This window comes from Bradyrhizobium sp. 160, assembly GCF_023073735.1.
GTDB lineage: Bacteria > Pseudomonadota > Alphaproteobacteria > Rhizobiales > Xanthobacteraceae > Bradyrhizobium.
In genome coordinates this window covers 256,270-270,541 of sequence record NZ_JADPKD010000067.1, presented here as the reverse complement: position 1 = coordinate 270,541, position 14,272 = coordinate 256,270, and the positions used below count along the sequence as shown (strand labels likewise).

Genomic DNA, 14,272 nt, shown 5'->3' with positions numbered 1-14,272 from the left:
GGTCCTCTCATTTGGCTTTTGTCGGCGTGACTTCGGTGACATGTCCCATCTTGCGGCCGGGGCGCGGCGCGCCCTTGCCATAGATGTGCACCGTGGCGCCAGGGACGGTCAGCCACTTGTCGTAGTCATTGATCTCGTCGCCAATCAGATTGGTCATGGTGACGCATTCGCCGTGGCGCACGGGCTTGCCGAGGGGCCAGCCGGCGATGGCGCGGATGTGCTGCTCGAATTGCGACACGGACGCGCCGTCCAGCGTCCAGTGTCCGGAATTGTGCACGCGCGGAGCGATCTCGTTGACCAGCACCTTCGGTCCGGTGCCATTGGTGAGCACGAACATCTCGACGGCGAGCACGCCGACATAGTCGAGCGCGCTGGCGATCTTGCTGGCGATGCTGCGCGCTTCTTCGGCGAGCGAGTCCGCGATCGGTGCGGGCGCGCGCGATATCTTGAGAATGTGGTCGCGGTGCTCGTTCTCGGTGACGTCGAAGCACTCGACCTGACCCGTCGCCGCGCGGGCGGCGATCACGGAAATCTCGCGCTCGTAGGGCACGAATGCCTCCAGGATCGCCGATTTGGTGGCGAGACTGGTCCACACCTTGGCGATATCGTCGCCCTCGCGGATGATGGCTTGGCCCTTGCCGTCATAACCGAAGCGGCGGGTTTTAAGCACGGCTGGAAGGCCGATCCTGACGATCGCCTCGCGCAACGAAGCCACCGAGGTGACGTCGGCGTAAGCGGCGGTGCCGATGCTGAGCCGGGTGACAAAATCCTTCTCGGCCAGTCGGTCCTGGGTGGTCTCGAGGATCTTGCGGTTGGGCAGCACCGGGCGGCGCGCATCCAGCACCATCGCGGCGGCCGCCGGCACGTTCTCGAATTCGTAGGTGATGACGTCGACGTCGTTTGCGAACAGCTCGAGCGCCTCGACATCGGCGTATTCGGCGCAGGTCGCATTGAGGACAACGTCGAAGGCCGGCGAATCCGGATCGGGCGAGAATACCTGGCAGCGCAGCCCGAGCCGCGCCGCAGCCATCGCCAGCATCCTGCCCAATTGTCCGCCGCCGAGGATTCCGATGGTGTCGCCCGGCTTCAGCGTCACCTGCTTTGCGTCAGTCACGCCTTGTCCTCCGGGCGCTCGGCAACTGCCTCGGTCTGCGCCTTGCGCCAGGCGGCAAGCCGACCGGACAGGGCGGGGTCGGACAGCGCCAGCACGGAAGCTGCCAGCAGCGCGGCGTTGATCGCACCGGCCTTGCCGATGGCCAGGGTGCCCACCGGGATACCCGCGGGCATCTGAACGATCGAATACAGCGAATCGAGGCCTTTGAGCGTCTTCGATTCGACGGGCACGCCGAACACCGGCAGCTCCGTCAGCGCCGCCGCCATGCCGGGCAGATGCGCGGCGCCGCCAGCGCCGGCGATGATGACCTTGTATCCCGCCGCCTTGGCGCCTTTGGCGAAGGCAAACAGGCGATCGGGCGTGCGATGGGCCGAAACGATGCGGGTGTCGGCGGCGACGCCGAGCGCGGCAAGCGTGTCGGCGGCATGCCGCATCGTGTCCCAATCCGACTGGCTTCCCATGATGATGGCGATCGGCGCGGTCATGACGTCAATTGTGCCCGGAAAACAGAAAGATAGGCCAGATTAAAGGTTCCGGCCGGCGGCTCGCAAGGCGGTGGCAAGGAGAAGGGAATGCACTATCCTGTCTTGGTGAATCCCCGCAAGCCTTCATTGAGCAGGATGCCCATGAAGAAACCAAAAAGGGCGAGTGCTGCGAAGGCCGAAAAGGGCCGGAAGACCAGCGCCAGCCGTTCCAAAGCCGCTGCCAAGCCTCCGGCCAGGCCGTCGCGGCGCCGAACGCAGGCCAATGGCGCCACGGAGAGCATCAAGGCGACCATCCGCGGCTTGCGGAGCAAGCTCAAGGCGGCGGAGCGGCGGGTCGCGGAGCTCGAAGCGGCCGCTGACACCGATTTCCTGCTCGAGATTCCGAACCGGCGCGGCTTCGAGCGCGAGCTCAACCGCGCCATCGCCTACATGAAGCGCTACCGCGCCAGCGGCGCGCTGATCGTGCTCGACGTCGATGGGCTGAAGCCGATCAACGATTCCTTCGGACACGCGGCCGGCGACGAAGTGCTCAAGGCGATTGCCGCGACGCTGACGCGGCAGGTCCGCGCCTCGGACGTGGTCGGCCGCCTTGGCGGCGACGAGTTCGCGCTGCGCTGTGGAATCTCAGCGAGACCGACGCCAAAGCGAAGGCCGCCTCGTTCGAGCAGGCGATCGACGAACTGTCCTTCACCTTTCGGGGCCAGCATGTGGCTGCGGGCGCCTCCGCCGGCGTCGCGTTGCTGGGGGCGCAGTCCGACGCAGGCCGCGCCCTCGAGGAAGCCGACGCCGCCATGTATGTGCGCAAGGCGTGCCGGCGGCACGAGCCGCGGACCAGGCTGGCCGGGAGCTAATTCTAAAGCGCGGCGAGATCTTGCGGCACATTGCCGAAATGCGCAGCAATGTGGCGTCGCCGAATTCGCCGGTCATGGGATCGCCGCTGCGGCTAAACGCGATCGCGCCGATGTGACCAGCGCCGCGCGATAGGATTTCGGCGCGCCGCAAGGCGGCCGTCGAGCTCTGGCACTCCTCTGCGGCGCCCGCGACGAGCGATCCGTCAGCATCGATCAGGAAGGGCATTGCAACGTAGTAGGTTACATCCGACATGGCGTTGCTCCGATGTTGAACTCAGGCGGCGCTGCTCTTGCTTCGCATCTTGCCGGGCGAGATCTCCGGAACGCACCCGGCGGAAATCGCCGCCTGCAATTCCTCCAGCTCGGCTTCCAGATATTCATTGGCCATGATCAGCGCCTTGATGGTGCTGCGCAGATTGCCGTCGCACATCGCGATCGCCTGATCGCAGGCTTGTTCATAATGGCTGTTGTCGAGAAGGGCGGTTGCCGACATCTGCGTTGTCCTTGGCGTTTCCTGGGGCGTTGGAAGTCAGAATGTTCCTATTTTGTTCTCTTTGAGTCAAGCGGATTCACGCACCCGCAAGCCGCCGCAAGGCCGCCTTGCGGATCAGGCGATGATGTCGGGCGTGATCTGGTCTTCGATGAAGGCGATGCGGTCGCGCAACAACAGCTTGCGCTTCTTCAACCGTTGTAAACGCAACAGGTCGGGGGCGGGCGACTGATGCAGTGCATCGATCGCCGCATCGAGGTCTCGGTGTTCCTGCTGCAACCGGGTGAGCTCGGCTTCGAGCTCACGCTCGTCTTCATTGGTCATGTCTGCGGTGGCCGAAAACCGATAGCCGTGAGATCTGGGCTGTGGATGCCCTGTGGAAATTATCGTCCTTGCGCGGCGTGACCGCAAGCGATCTGCGGCCGTCGCCCGCCGATCTCCCGTCACATATTTCTGCGGGTCGCCCCGGCGCTGCGCAAGCGCATTGATATCATGGATTTTTCCTGCGTGGTTCCCTTACTCACGCTTCGTTACATATGAATTTTCAAAAATGACGGCGCAACCACGGATACCCATCGACAGAACGAATCGGTGATGTAGACTTCCCTCGTCCGGATCGAATCCTGAGGTTCAACCCTACCGAGGAGGTTTCGAATGACAATTCAGGCACATCTTGTTGAATTGGAACGGAAGCACAAACTTCTCGAAAACGAATTGCACGAAGCTCTCGTGCACCTTTCAACAGACGACCTGCAAATTGTTGAGTTGAAGCGCCGGAAGTTGATGGTCAAGGACCAGATCGAGCGTCTGAAGCAAGGCGACACGCTCCACTAGTGACCCCCGCAACAGCGTAGAGTTGATCGTACTCCTTAGGCAGGGATGAGCGCCTTTGCGCTCATCCCTGCTGCAAGGAGCGCGCGTCGTGCAAATTGTGCGGCGTCAGCCTTTTGCTTCGACGCATTTTCTTGACGCAAACCGGTATCCGCTTTGCTCGAAACGCTCTAGATGTCCGCGAGCTCAGCGACGTGATCTGCGATTGCGAGCGACGACGTCAGTCCCGGCGATTCGATGCCGAACAGGTTGATCAAGCCTGCCACGCCGTGATCGCGCGGGCCCTGCATCAGAAAATCCTGCGTCGCCACCGCCGGCGGCACGATCTTCGGGCGAATGCCTGAATAGCTCGGCATCAACGCCCCGTCGGGCAGCGTCGGCCAGTATTTGCGGATCGCGGGATAGAAGCGCTCGGCGCGTGCCGGATCGACCTCGTAATTGATGGTCTCGATCCATTCGACGTCGGGGCCGAAGCGGGCCTGCCCCGCCATGTCCAGCGTCAGGTGCACCCCCAACCCGCCAGGCTCGGGCACCGGGTAGATCAGGCGCGAGAACGGCGCCCTGGCACTGCAGCTGAAGTAATTTCCCTTGGCGAGATAGGCCGGCGGAATCCGGTCCAGGGGCATGCCGTCGATATTACGCGCCACATTCGTCGCCGAGAGCCCCGCGGCGTTGACGAGAAGGCTGCATTGCAGCGTCATCGGCGCCTCACCGCCGGCCTCGATCTCGATGCCGTCGGCGGCAGCCTTGGCACGGACCAGCGGCGTGTGGAACGCGAAGGCCGCGCCGGCCTCCTCGGCTTCGCCGCGTAGCGAGAGCATGTAGGCGTGACTGTCGATGATGCCGGTCGACGGCGACAGCAGCGCGGCGTCGCAGGCGAGCGCCGGCTCCAGCGCGCGTGCGGCTTCGCCCGAAAGCAGTTGCATGTCGAGCACGCCGTTGGCTTCGGCATGCGCCTTGATCGATTGCAGCTTCTCGGTCTCTTTTGCGTTGGTGGCGACGATCAGCTTGCCACAATTCTTGTGCGGGATACCGCGCTCGGCGCAGTAGCGGTACAGCGCCTGCTTGCCGCCGACGCACATGCGCGCCATCCAGCTCCCGGCGCGGTAGTAGATGCCGGCATGGATCACCTCGCTGTTGCGCGAGGAGGTGACGGTGCCGATGGCCTCGGCTTCCTCGAGCACGACGACCTCGCGCCCGGTCTGAGCGAGCCTTCGAGCCACCGCGAGGCCGATGACGCCGGCTCCGATGACGACGCAATCGACCCTATCCATGGTCGTGCAGGACGTCAGTTGGAAAGGCCGGTGGCAGTGGGGCTTGAAGCGACGGCGCGCGGCCGTTTTCCATTAAGGAAGCATTTATCATGTCAGGGCAATTGCCGTGTTTCGCGTCACATTTTTCCGTTGCGCGTACAGGCGTTTACCCGATCCAAACCCGCGAAGCCAGACAATCCGGCGTTGAAATCGCGGGTGGCGGATGGCTGAGAAAAACTGGCACGTGGGCAGTGCGCTTCCGATTGCTGTGCAGGCTGTCGTGTGCCTGGCCGGCGCGGTCGGCCCTGCGCGCGCCTTTGCGCTGTCGGACAGCTTCACCGCTCCGGGCGATCTCGCCAAGCTCGATCCCAACGTGATCTGGGAAGGCCTGATCGCGAGCATCGTCGTCTGCTCGTTCCTCGCCGCGATCGCGCTATGGATCCATTCCTCGCTGCGGCGGACCAGGCGTTCGCAGATGCGGCGCAATGCCTTCGTCTCCTCGGCAATGAACAATCTCAACCAGGGCGTGGTGATGACGGATGCGCAGCGGCGCGTCATCTTCTGCAACGACCGCTATCTCGAGATCTATGGCCTGACGCGGTCGGATATCCGGGCCAACATGAACGGCTCCGAACTCCTCGAGCTGCGACGCAAGCGCGGGGTGCTCGGCGGCGCCTCCGTTGACGAGTTCTACGAGAAGGCGGCAAGCAGCAACGGTTTGATCACCGAACTGCCGGGTGGACGGGCCATCCTGGTGAAATTTTACGTGCTGCCGAACGGCGGCTCGGTGGCGACGCATCTCGACGTCAGCGAACAGCGCCGGCTTTCACAACAGCTCGCCTCCACCAAGCAGTTCCTGGAAACCGTGCTGGACAATGTGCCGGCCTGTGTTGCCGCGAAGAGCATCGAGGACGGCCGCTACATCTTCGCGAACACCGCCTATGAGCGCTTCTGGGGCTTCTCGCGGGATCACGTGGTCGGCAAGAATGCGCGTGAATTGTTTTCGCCCGCCTCGGCGGCCACGATCGAGGCGACCGACCAGGCCGCGCTCAACTCGCCGGACGGGCAATTCCGCAACGACTTCGAGGTCGAGCGAGGCGGGGAGCAGCGCATGGTCGCCTCGATCCGGATCGCGGTCCGCAATGAAAGCAACAGGCCCGGATTCCTGCTGCTGGTATTCGAGGACATCACCGACCGCCGCTCGCTGTCGCAGGAACTGGAGAGCACCAAGAAGTTCCTCGAGCTCGTGGTCGACAACATCCCGGTGGCGCTGATCGTCGAGCAAGTCAAGGACGGCCGCTATTTGCTCGCCAACCGCAGCGCCGAGACGATTCTCAACCGCAGGCGCGAGGAAGCCACGGGCCTGACTGCCGCGGATATCTTCAATCCCAAGGAAGCCAAGCTGATCATCGCGCGCGACGAGGCCGCAATCAAGAAGCGCGGGATGATCACCGAAGAGCATCCGATCTCCACCAAGGACGGCTTGCGCCTGTTCCTAACACGCCGCGCCACCGTGTTGAGCGATGCCGGCGAGCCGCAATATCTGATCAAGACCCATGAGGACGTCACCGATCGCCGGCAGACCGAGTCGCGCATGGCGCACATGGCCTATCACGACGGCCTCACCGATCTGCCGAACCGCGCCGCCTTCCTCCAGGCGCTGACCCAGATGATCGAGGCCTGCCAAGGCACGGTCGAGGAGTTTGCCGTCCTGTGCGTGGACCTCGACGGCCTCAAGGAGGTCAACGATGTCTTCGGCCATGCGCTCGGCGACAAGCTCCTGATCGAGGTGGCCCAGCGGCTCCAGGACTCCGCGCGCGGCGGCGTGGTGGCGCGTCTGTCGGGCGACGAATTTGGTCTCATCATCGACGGCAAGCAGCCGGACGCCGGAATGGCGCTGGCGCAGCAGATCGGCGAAGCCGTCGCCCGGGAATTCCAGATCGATGGCCGGCCGGTTCGCGCCGGTATCACCACTGGCATGTCGGTCTTCCCGCACAATGGCGCCGACGGCGCCTCGCTGCTTGCCAATGCCGGCGCGGCGCTGTTCCGCGCCAAGCAGAAGTCGCGCGGCACGATCAGCCTCTACCAGCCGGAGATGGACCAGCAGATCCGCGATCGCCGCGTGCTGCACCAGGACCTGTCGATGGCGATCAAGAATGGCGAGCTCTCGCTCGCCTTCCAGCCGCAGGGCGCCGCCGGCGACAGCGTCGCCGAGAGCGAGATCATCGGCTTCGAGGCATTGGCGCGCTGGCAGCATCCGGTGCGTGGTCAGGTCTCGCCGGCCGAATTCATCCCGATCGCGGAAGAGAGCGGCCTGATCGTCGAAATGGGCGAGTGGATCCTGCGCGAGGCCTGCCGTGAGGCGGCGTCCTGGCCAAAACCGCTCCAGGTCGCCGTCAATCTGTCGCCGGCGCAGTTCATGCACGGTGACGTGGTTGGCCTCGTCCATTCGATCCTGATCGAGACCGGCCTTGCACCCGGCCGGCTCGAGCTGGAGATCACCGAGGGCGTGCTGATCGAGGACTTTGATCGAGGCCTTGCGTTGCTGCGCCGGCTGAAGGCGCTCGGCGTGCGCATCTCCATGGACGATTTCGGCAGCGGCTATTCCTCCCTGAGCTATCTCCAGGCGTTCCCGTTCGACAAGATCAAGATCGACCGCGCCTTCATCATCAATCTTGGCCGCAACCCGCAATCGGCGGCAATCGTGCGCGCCGTGATCGATCTCGGCCACGGCCTCGAAATGTCGATCATCGCCGAGGGCGTCGAGACCACCGACCAGCTCGCCTTCCTTGCCAAGGAGGGGTGCGACGGCGTGCAGGGCTATCTGCTCGGCAAGCCGCTGCCGATCGGGAAATATGCCGGCCTCGTCGGCCGCGCTGAGGTCATGGAGCTTGCGCTCAAGACCGGCTAATGATGATGGGGCGCTTCGCTCCTTCTCGTCGGCTCATGGCGGATTACGACCTTGCGATCATCGGCGGCGGCCTGAACGGTGTCAGCCTCGCGCGCGATGCGGCTGGCCGCGGTCTGCGGGTCGTCCTGTTCGAGCAGGGCGATCTCGGCGCCGGGGCGTCGTCGGCGACGCCGCGGCTGATCCATGGCGATCTGTCGGTTCTGGAACGGCGCGGCTTCTGGCGGGTGCGCCGGGCGCTGATGGAGCGGCGGACTTGGCTCAGGATCGCGCCGCATCTGGTCCGGCCGATGCAGTTCGTCATTCCCGCCCATTCGCACGAACGTCCGCCATGGCTGCTGCGCGCCGGCCTATTCCTTTATGACAGCCTCTCCAGCCGGAGCGGACTGCCCGTCGCGACAACCCTCGACATCACGCATCATCCGGTGGGCAACGCGCTGAAGCGTCCGTTCGGCACGGCGTTCGAATATTCGGATTGCGTCGTCGATGATTCCCGCCTGGTGGTGGTCACGGCGCTCGATGCCGCCGAGCGTGGCGCGGTGATCCGGACCGGCGCGCGTTGCGTCCGCGCCGATCGAACCGACACCTGGCGGCTTGCGGTGGTCGATCGGGGCCACCGCCGCACGATCACGGCCCGGGCGCTGGCCAACGCGACCGGGGCCTGGACGTCCATGGTGGCGGAGACTGTGCTGCGGCAGCCGTTGCTCACCATGGCCGCCGTGCAGATGAGCCAGATCATCGTGCCGCGGCTGTTCGAATCCGATCACGTCTACGTCTTGCAGAACAACGATGGACGGCTGATCTTTGCCCGGCCCTTCGAGCGCGACTTCACCCTGATCGGCACGGTCACGCGTGAGTTCACCGGCGATCCCGCGATCGTGGCGATGCCTGGGGCCGATGTCAGCTATCTCTGCGAGGCGGTCAGCCGCTATTTCCGCGAGCGCGTTACCCCGTCGGACGTGGTCCGGGCGGTCTCCGGCGTCAACCTGACGCTGGCGTCCGCACGCGGACGTGATGGCACGACGCTGTTCCACGCGAGCAGGCGGAAGGCGCCGTTGATCACGATGTTCGGCGGCGACATTACGACGTCGCGCCTGCGCGCGGAGAGGGCGGTGACGAAGTTGGCGCGGTTCTATCCGATGTCGCCGCGCTGGACCGCCGGCGCAGCGCTGCCCGGTGGGGATTTTGCCTGGAATCGTTTTGATACCGAGGTCGATCTCGCGCGCGACCGCTGGCGCTTTCTTTCGGAGCCGCAGGCCCAGCGGCTGGTTGCCGCCTACGGCTCGCGGTTAGCGGCGGTGCTCGGCGAGGCCAAGAGCCGTGAAGAGCTCGGCCCCGCCTTCGGTCCCGAGCTGACCGCGGCCGAGGTGCGCTATCTCATGACCCACGAATGGGCGCGCTTCCCAGAGGACATCCTGTGGCGCCGTTCCAAGCTTGGGCTGACCATGTCCGCGGCGGATCGCGACGCGCTGGCCGCGTTCATGGCGGGTGTGAACGATTCATACCGAACCGGTTGAGCTAGGCACGATCGGCCGCTAGCGTGCGGCGGAATCGGGGTTGGCAGGGAACATGACGGACGAGTTGCCCAGACCAGACGCCGCGGCCAATGCGGCCAGCGGAGATCAACATCCGGTGGCCGGGCAGCCGTTGCTGCGCATTGAGAGCGTCACCAAGAACTTCGGGACGTTCCGTGCCGTGGACGGCGTGTCGCTCGACATCAGGGCCGGCGAGTTTTTCGCGCTGCTTGGTCCGAGCGGCTGCGGCAAGACCACGCTCCTGCGCATGCTCGCCGGTTTCGAGGCGCCGGACGAGGGGCGCATCCTGCTCGGGGGCAAGGATATCGCGCAGGCCTTGCCGCACGAGCGTCCGATCAACATGATGTTCCAGAGCTACGCGCTGTTTCCGCATCTGTCGGTGCGCGACAACATCGCGTTCGGCCTGAAGCGCGCCGGTATGGCGCGCGCCGACATTGCCGCGCGCGTTGCGGAGATGGTCGCGCTGGTGAAGCTCGAGGGGCTGGAGAAACGCAAGCCGGACCAGCTCTCCGGTGGCCAGCGCCAGCGCGTCGCGCTCGCCCGTGCGCTGGCCCGCCGACCGCAGCTTTTGCTGCTCGACGAGCCCCTCGCCGCGCTTGACAAGAAGCTGCGCGAGAGCACGCAAGCCGAGCTGATGGAGCTGCAGCGCCGGCTCGGCATGACCTTCATCATGGTCACCCACGACCAGGAAGAGGCGATGACGATGGCGAGCCGGATCGGTGTAATGAACGCCGGCAAGCTCGCGCAGGTCGCGACCCCGCGCGAGCTTTACGAGGCGCCGCGCTCGCGCTGGATCGCCGAGTTCGTCGGCGACATCAATTTGTTCGACGGCGAGTTCAGGCTGCGCGACGGGCATCGCCTGGTGATCGCCACCCGTGAAGCGGGCACGCTGGTGGCGGCCGAGCCGCGCGAGCCGGTGGGCAAGACGAAACTGTCGGTCGCAATCCGGCCCGAGAAGGTCAAGCTCGCACGCCGCGGGCCGGTGTTTGAGGCCGGCCGTGAAACGGCGATCAACAGTCTGGACGGCGTGATCGCCGACATCAGCTATCTCGGGGGCACCACCACCTATAAGGTGAAGCTCGACGACGGCGGAATGGTGCAAGCTTCAGTCGTCAACAGCGCGCGCCTCGACGTCGATGCCTACAGTGTGAACCAGAGAGTCATCGCCTGGTTCACGCCCGACGACTGCGTGGTGCTGCCGTCATGAGCTCCCGCCGCATCTTCGCGCGGCCGGCGCGTTTTGCTGCCATCGCGCCTTACGTCTGGATGGCGCTGTTCTTCCTGGTGCCGTTCGCCTTCGTGCTGAAGATCAGCCTGTCGCAGACCGCGATTGCTCAGCCACCTTACGAGCCCGTGTTCGACGTGACGGCGGGATGGGAAGCGCTGAAGACAGCCCTTGCTGCGTTGTCGATTGACAATTTCAGGCTGCTGATCTCCGACGACATCTACGTATTCGCTTATGTGCGCAGTCTCATCGTCGCGGTCACGGCGACCGCGCTCCTGCTCCTGATCGGTTACCCCATCGCCTATGGCATGGCGCGGCTGCCGAAGCGCTGGCAGGCGGTGGCGATGGTGCTGGTGATCGTGCCGTTCTGGACCTCGTTCCTGATACGCATCTATGCCTGGATCAACATCCTCCAGCACGATGGCCTGCTCAATCAGATCCTGCTGGCACTGCATCTAGTCAGCCAGCCCGTGGTGTGGCTCTCCACGGACAGCGCGATGTATATCGGCATCGTCTATTCCTATTTGCCGTTCATGATCCTGCCGCTCTATGCCACGCTCGCGAAGATGGAGCGGGCGCTGGAGGAGGCGGCCGGCGATCTCGGCGCGCCGCCGTGGCAGGTGTTCTGGCTCGTCACATTCCCGCTGTCGCTGCCCGGCGTCGGCGCCGGCGTGCTCTTGTGCTTCATCCCGATTGTCGGCGAATTCGTCATCCCGGATCTCCTGGCCGGGTCCAACTCGCTGATGATCGGCCAGACCCTCTGGCTCGAATTCTTCACCAACAAGGACTGGCCGGTCGCGTCCGCGGCGGCCATCGTGCTGCTGGTGATGCTGCTGCTACCGCTGCTGCTGTATGAGCGGCTCCAGAAGCGGCAGCTGGAACAATGGCGGTGAGGCGATGCGCAAGCTCTCCCGTCTCTCCCGCTTCAACATCGCCTCGCTGGCGCTCGGGCTGGCGTTCCTTTACCTGCCGATCCTCATCCTCGTCATCTATTCCTTCAACGCCTCGCGTCTGGTGACGGTGTGGGGTGGGTGGTCGCTGCGCTGGTATCACGAGTTCTTCAATGACCGCGCCATGATCGAGGCGGCCTGGATGAGCCTGCGGGTTGCGGTCTCGTCCGCGACCATTGCCACGCTGCTCGGCACGCTCGCCGCGGTCGCACTGTCGCGTGGTGAACGCTTCCGCGGACGTACGCTGTTCTCCGGCATGCTCTATGCGCCGCTGGTGATGCCGGAGGTGATCACCGGATTGTCGCTGCTGCTGCTGTTCGTCGCGCTCAACGCCGAGCGCGGCTTCTGGACGGTGACGATCGCCCACACCACGCTGACGATGTGCTTCGTCGCCGTGGTGGTGCAGTCCCGCCTCGGCTCGCTCGATCGCTCGCTGGAGGAGGCCGCAATGGATCTCGGCTGCGACCCCGTCCGCGCGTTCGCGGCCGTCACGCTGCCGCTGATCGCGCCGGCGATCGTTGCCGGCTGGATGCTGGCGTTCACGCTGTCGCTCGATGATCTCGTGATCGCGAGCTTCACCACCGGCCCCGGCTCGGCGACCTTGCCGATCCGCATCTATTCGGAGGTGCGGCTCGGGGTGAAGCCGGAGATCAACGCGATCTGCACGCTGGTGATCGCCCTGATCGCAGTGGTCATCGTCATCGCCTCGCTCGCCTCGAAACTGTCGAGCTCACAGGGCGAGAGCGCGGCGCCGCTGTGAGCCGATCGTCATTCCGGGGGGCGATGCGAAGCATCGAACTCAGGTGCGCAATTGCGCACCTGAGAATCTCGAGATTCCGGGTCCGGTGCTGAAGCACCGTCCCGGAATGACGAACGTGCACGCTTACGACTTCACCGCACCCGCCGTGAGTCCGCCCACCATGTAGCGGCGGAAGGCGTAATAGACCGCGGCCGGTGGCAGCGCGTAGATGAAGCCGGTCGTCATCAACAGTTCCCAAGGCGAATCGTCGGCGGCGAGGAAATTGCCGAGCGCGACGGGCAGGGTGATCTCACGGTCGTTGGAGAGCAGCAGGAACGCGTAGAGATATTCGTTCCACGCGAGCAGCACCGCGTAGGTGCCGATCGCGACCAGCGAAGGCATCATCAGCGGCAGGTAGACCAGGCGGAAGATCTGCAGCGTCGTCGCGCCGTCCATCACGGCGGCCTCGTCCAGCTCGACCGGCAGCTTGTCGGAAGCCTGCTTGAGCACCCAGATCGCGTAGGGGCTGGCGATCGTCACCATAGCCAGGATCAGCGACCAGTGATTGTTGAGCAGGCCGTAATTGCCCATGGTGCGGTACATCGGCACGGCGAGAAACGCCGCTGGGATGAAATAGGTGAACAGCGCGAGGTTCAGCACGGCGCGTCCGCCCGGCACCTTCAGCCGTGAGATCGAGAACGCCGCCGCGGTCGCGATGAACAGCGTCAGCACACCGACGGAGACGGCGATCACCGTCGAATTCCAGAACTGAACGTAGAAGTCGCGCAGAAAGTAATGCTGCTGCTTGAACACGATCTCGAAGTTATGCAGCGTCGGATGATCCGGCCACAGCTTGCCCGAGAACGCGTCCTCCTTCGGGGAGATCGCGAACAGGAACATGTGATAGATCGGGATCATCGTCCACAGGAAGACGGGGATGCCGATCAGCAGCAGCCGCGCTTCGGTCGCGACGTCACGCCAAGAAAATTCGCTTACGCCGGGGAGCTTCATCGCGACAACCGTTTCATCATGAAGTACACGAGCGGCAGGACGAACGGCATCGCACAGACGATCGACGCCATCGCCAGCGAGAGCTGGTCGAGCCGGAGATAGCGGATGCCGAGCGTCGACAGCACGTGCGTGAGGTCGGCCGGGCCACCGCCGGTGAGCAGATAGACGCTGTTGAAATCGCCGAGCGTCCAAATCATCGAGAGCAGCGTGCAGGTGACGTACAGCGTCTGCATCGACGGCCAGGTGATGTAGCGGAATTTCTGCCACCAGCTCGCGCCGTCGACCTCGGCGGCCTCGAACAGATCGTGCGAGATCGCAAGCCGGCCGGTGATCAGGATCAGCGTCCAGAACGGCAGCGACTTCCAGATGTGCACGGCGATCGCCATGCTCAGCGCCACGGTCGGATCGTTCAGCCAGTTCGGGCCGTCATCGCCGGTGAAGGAGAAGATGAGGTGGTTGATCATGCCCCATTCCGGATTGAGCATGAAGCGTACCGACAGGATGGTCGGGATCGACGGCACCGCCCAGGGCAGGATGAAGATCACCGAGAGCCATTTGATCCAGGTGCGCTGCTGGGCGAAGAAGCCGGACAAGAACAGCGCGATCAGCATCTTGATATTGATGCCGATGACCAGGAAGATCAGCGTGTTGACCGCGGCGCGGGCGAAGATCGGGTCGTTGTACAGCGCGACGTAGTTCGCCGGAGCGCGCGCCAGCCACAGCCCGTAACAGACGGGATAGACAACGAAGGCGAGAAAAACGAGCAGGTAGGGCGCGAGCAGCACGATGCCCCAGACCTGCGCCGGGGTCAGCCGCGACGACAGAGGCGGGCCGGGAATTGCCTGATCGCCAGAAAGCGTGATCGCCATTCTTTTCGAAC

General features: G+C 64.4%; 13 protein-coding genes and 2 pseudogenes. 7 read left to right on the top strand and 8 right to left on the bottom strand.

Annotated features, from left to right (window positions below):
• Positions 1 to 7 precede the first annotated feature (7 nt).
• The gene (locus tag IVA98_RS28815) at positions 8 to 1,114 is read right to left on the bottom strand and encodes a 5-(carboxyamino)imidazole ribonucleotide synthase (protein ID WP_247301580.1); all 1,107 of its coding nucleotides are present in this window, start codon (positions 1,112 to 1,114) and stop codon (positions 8 to 10) included.
• On the bottom strand, positions 1,111 to 1,599 hold the full coding sequence (gene purE, locus IVA98_RS28810; protein ID WP_247280168.1) for a 5-(carboxyamino)imidazole ribonucleotide mutase: 489 nt from the start codon (positions 1,597 to 1,599) through the stop codon (positions 1,111 to 1,113). Before purE ends, IVA98_RS28815 begins: the two co-directional genes overlap by 4 nt.
• A gap of 141 nt (positions 1,600 to 1,740) precedes the next feature.
• Between purE and IVA98_RS28805 the strand changes: the two are divergent.
• Positions 1,741 to 2,450, top strand: a pseudogene (locus IVA98_RS28805) (GGDEF domain-containing protein).
• Positions 2,451 to 2,452: 2 nt separating this feature from the next.
• On the opposite strand, the pseudogene IVA98_RS28800 reads toward IVA98_RS28805, so the two are convergent.
• The 3 genes and pseudogenes from IVA98_RS28800 to IVA98_RS28790 all read right to left on the bottom strand — a co-directional run bounded on the left by IVA98_RS28800 (position 2,453) and on the right by IVA98_RS28790 (position 3,264).
• A pseudogene (locus IVA98_RS28800) lies at positions 2,453 to 2,703 on the bottom strand (hypothetical protein).
• 21 nt (positions 2,704 to 2,724) lie between these two features.
• Entirely contained in the window at positions 2,725 to 2,943 is a 219-nt protein-coding gene (locus tag IVA98_RS28795; RefSeq protein ID WP_247280165.1) for a hypothetical protein, read from the bottom strand.
• 114 nt (positions 2,944 to 3,057) lie between these two features.
• Positions 3,058 to 3,264 carry a YdcH family protein gene (locus IVA98_RS28790; RefSeq protein WP_008546179.1) on the bottom strand — a complete coding sequence of 69 codons (207 nt, stop codon included), beginning with the start codon at positions 3,262 to 3,264 and terminating at the stop codon, positions 3,058 to 3,060.
• Positions 3,265 to 3,594: 330 nt separating this feature from the next.
• On the opposite strand from IVA98_RS28790, the gene IVA98_RS28785 reads away from it, so the two are divergent.
• Positions 3,595 to 3,774 (top strand): YdcH family protein, encoded by a 180-nt coding sequence (locus IVA98_RS28785; protein WP_025034152.1) that lies wholly within the window; start codon positions 3,595 to 3,597, stop codon positions 3,772 to 3,774.
• 167 nt (positions 3,775 to 3,941) lie between these two features.
• Here IVA98_RS28785 and IVA98_RS28780 read toward each other — a convergent pair whose 3' ends face one another.
• Positions 3,942 to 5,045, bottom strand: a complete 1,104-nt coding sequence (locus tag IVA98_RS28780) for an NAD(P)/FAD-dependent oxidoreductase (RefSeq protein ID WP_247301581.1) — start codon at positions 5,043 to 5,045, stop codon at positions 3,942 to 3,944.
• A 202-nt stretch (positions 5,046 to 5,247) separates the two neighbouring features.
• On the opposite strand from IVA98_RS28780, the gene IVA98_RS28775 reads away from it, so the two are divergent.
• The 5 genes from IVA98_RS28775 to IVA98_RS28755 are packed head-to-tail and all read left to right on the top strand — an operon-like array spanning position 5,248 to position 12,402.
• Positions 5,248 to 7,935 (top strand): sensor domain-containing protein, encoded by a 2,688-nt coding sequence (locus IVA98_RS28775; protein ID WP_247301582.1) that lies wholly within the window; start codon positions 5,248 to 5,250, stop codon positions 7,933 to 7,935.
• Positions 7,936 to 7,970: 35 nt separating this feature from the next.
• A complete protein-coding gene (locus IVA98_RS28770; protein WP_247301583.1) occupies positions 7,971 to 9,449 on the top strand; it encodes a glycerol-3-phosphate dehydrogenase in 1,479 nt (492 codons plus the stop codon).
• A 52-nt stretch (positions 9,450 to 9,501) separates the two neighbouring features.
• Positions 9,502 to 10,674: an ABC transporter ATP-binding protein gene (locus IVA98_RS28765; protein ID WP_247301584.1), complete on the top strand. Its 1,173-nt coding sequence runs from the start codon at positions 9,502 to 9,504 to the stop codon at positions 10,672 to 10,674.
• Positions 10,671 to 11,585, top strand: coding sequence for an ABC transporter permease (locus tag IVA98_RS28760; RefSeq protein ID WP_247333749.1), 915 nt, complete (start codon positions 10,671 to 10,673; stop codon positions 11,583 to 11,585). The genes IVA98_RS28765 and IVA98_RS28760 overlap by 4 nt, the downstream gene beginning before the upstream one ends.
• A 4-nt stretch (positions 11,586 to 11,589) precedes the next feature.
• Entirely contained in the window at positions 11,590 to 12,402 is an 813-nt protein-coding gene (locus tag IVA98_RS28755; RefSeq protein WP_247301586.1) for an ABC transporter permease, read from the top strand.
• Between the two features lie 123 nt (positions 12,403 to 12,525).
• Here the strand turns inward: IVA98_RS28755 and IVA98_RS28750 are convergent, their stop codons facing one another.
• Together IVA98_RS28750 and IVA98_RS28745 are read right to left on the bottom strand one after the other, a co-directional pair.
• Entirely contained in the window at positions 12,526 to 13,392 is an 867-nt protein-coding gene (locus IVA98_RS28750) for a carbohydrate ABC transporter permease (RefSeq protein WP_247301587.1), read from the bottom strand.
• Positions 13,389 to 14,261 (bottom strand): carbohydrate ABC transporter permease, encoded by an 873-nt coding sequence (locus tag IVA98_RS28745; RefSeq protein WP_247280158.1) that lies wholly within the window; start codon positions 14,259 to 14,261, stop codon positions 13,389 to 13,391. Before IVA98_RS28745 ends, IVA98_RS28750 begins: the two co-directional genes overlap by 4 nt.
• Positions 14,262 to 14,272: the final 11 nt, after the last annotated feature.

Coding starts and splice junctions, on each gene's coding strand:
- purE (WP_247280168.1), bottom strand. CDS start 1,599: ATGACCGCGCCGATCGCCATCATCATGGGAAGCCAGTCGGATTGGGAC.
- IVA98_RS28795 (WP_247280165.1), bottom strand. CDS start 2,943: ATGTCGGCAACCGCCCTTCTCGACAACAGCCATTATGAACAAGCCTGC.
- IVA98_RS28790 (WP_008546179.1), bottom strand. CDS start 3,264: ATGACCAATGAAGACGAGCGTGAGCTCGAAGCCGAGCTCACCCGGTTG.
- IVA98_RS28785 (WP_025034152.1), top strand. CDS start 3,595: ATGACAATTCAGGCACATCTTGTTGAATTGGAACGGAAGCACAAACTT.
- IVA98_RS28780 (WP_247301581.1), bottom strand. CDS start 5,045: ATGGATAGGGTCGATTGCGTCGTCATCGGAGCCGGCGTCATCGGCCTC.
- IVA98_RS28775 (WP_247301582.1), top strand. CDS start 5,248: ATGGCTGAGAAAAACTGGCACGTGGGCAGTGCGCTTCCGATTGCTGTG.
- IVA98_RS28770 (WP_247301583.1), top strand. CDS start 7,971: ATGGCGGATTACGACCTTGCGATCATCGGCGGCGGCCTGAACGGTGTC.
- IVA98_RS28765 (WP_247301584.1), top strand. CDS start 9,502: ATGACGGACGAGTTGCCCAGACCAGACGCCGCGGCCAATGCGGCCAGC.
- IVA98_RS28760 (WP_247333749.1), top strand. CDS start 10,671: ATGAGCTCCCGCCGCATCTTCGCGCGGCCGGCGCGTTTTGCTGCCATC.
- IVA98_RS28755 (WP_247301586.1), top strand. CDS start 11,590: ATGCGCAAGCTCTCCCGTCTCTCCCGCTTCAACATCGCCTCGCTGGCG.
- IVA98_RS28750 (WP_247301587.1), bottom strand. CDS start 13,392: ATGAAGCTCCCCGGCGTAAGCGAATTTTCTTGGCGTGACGTCGCGACC.
- IVA98_RS28745 (WP_247280158.1), bottom strand. CDS start 14,261: ATGGCGATCACGCTTTCTGGCGATCAGGCAATTCCCGGCCCGCCTCTG.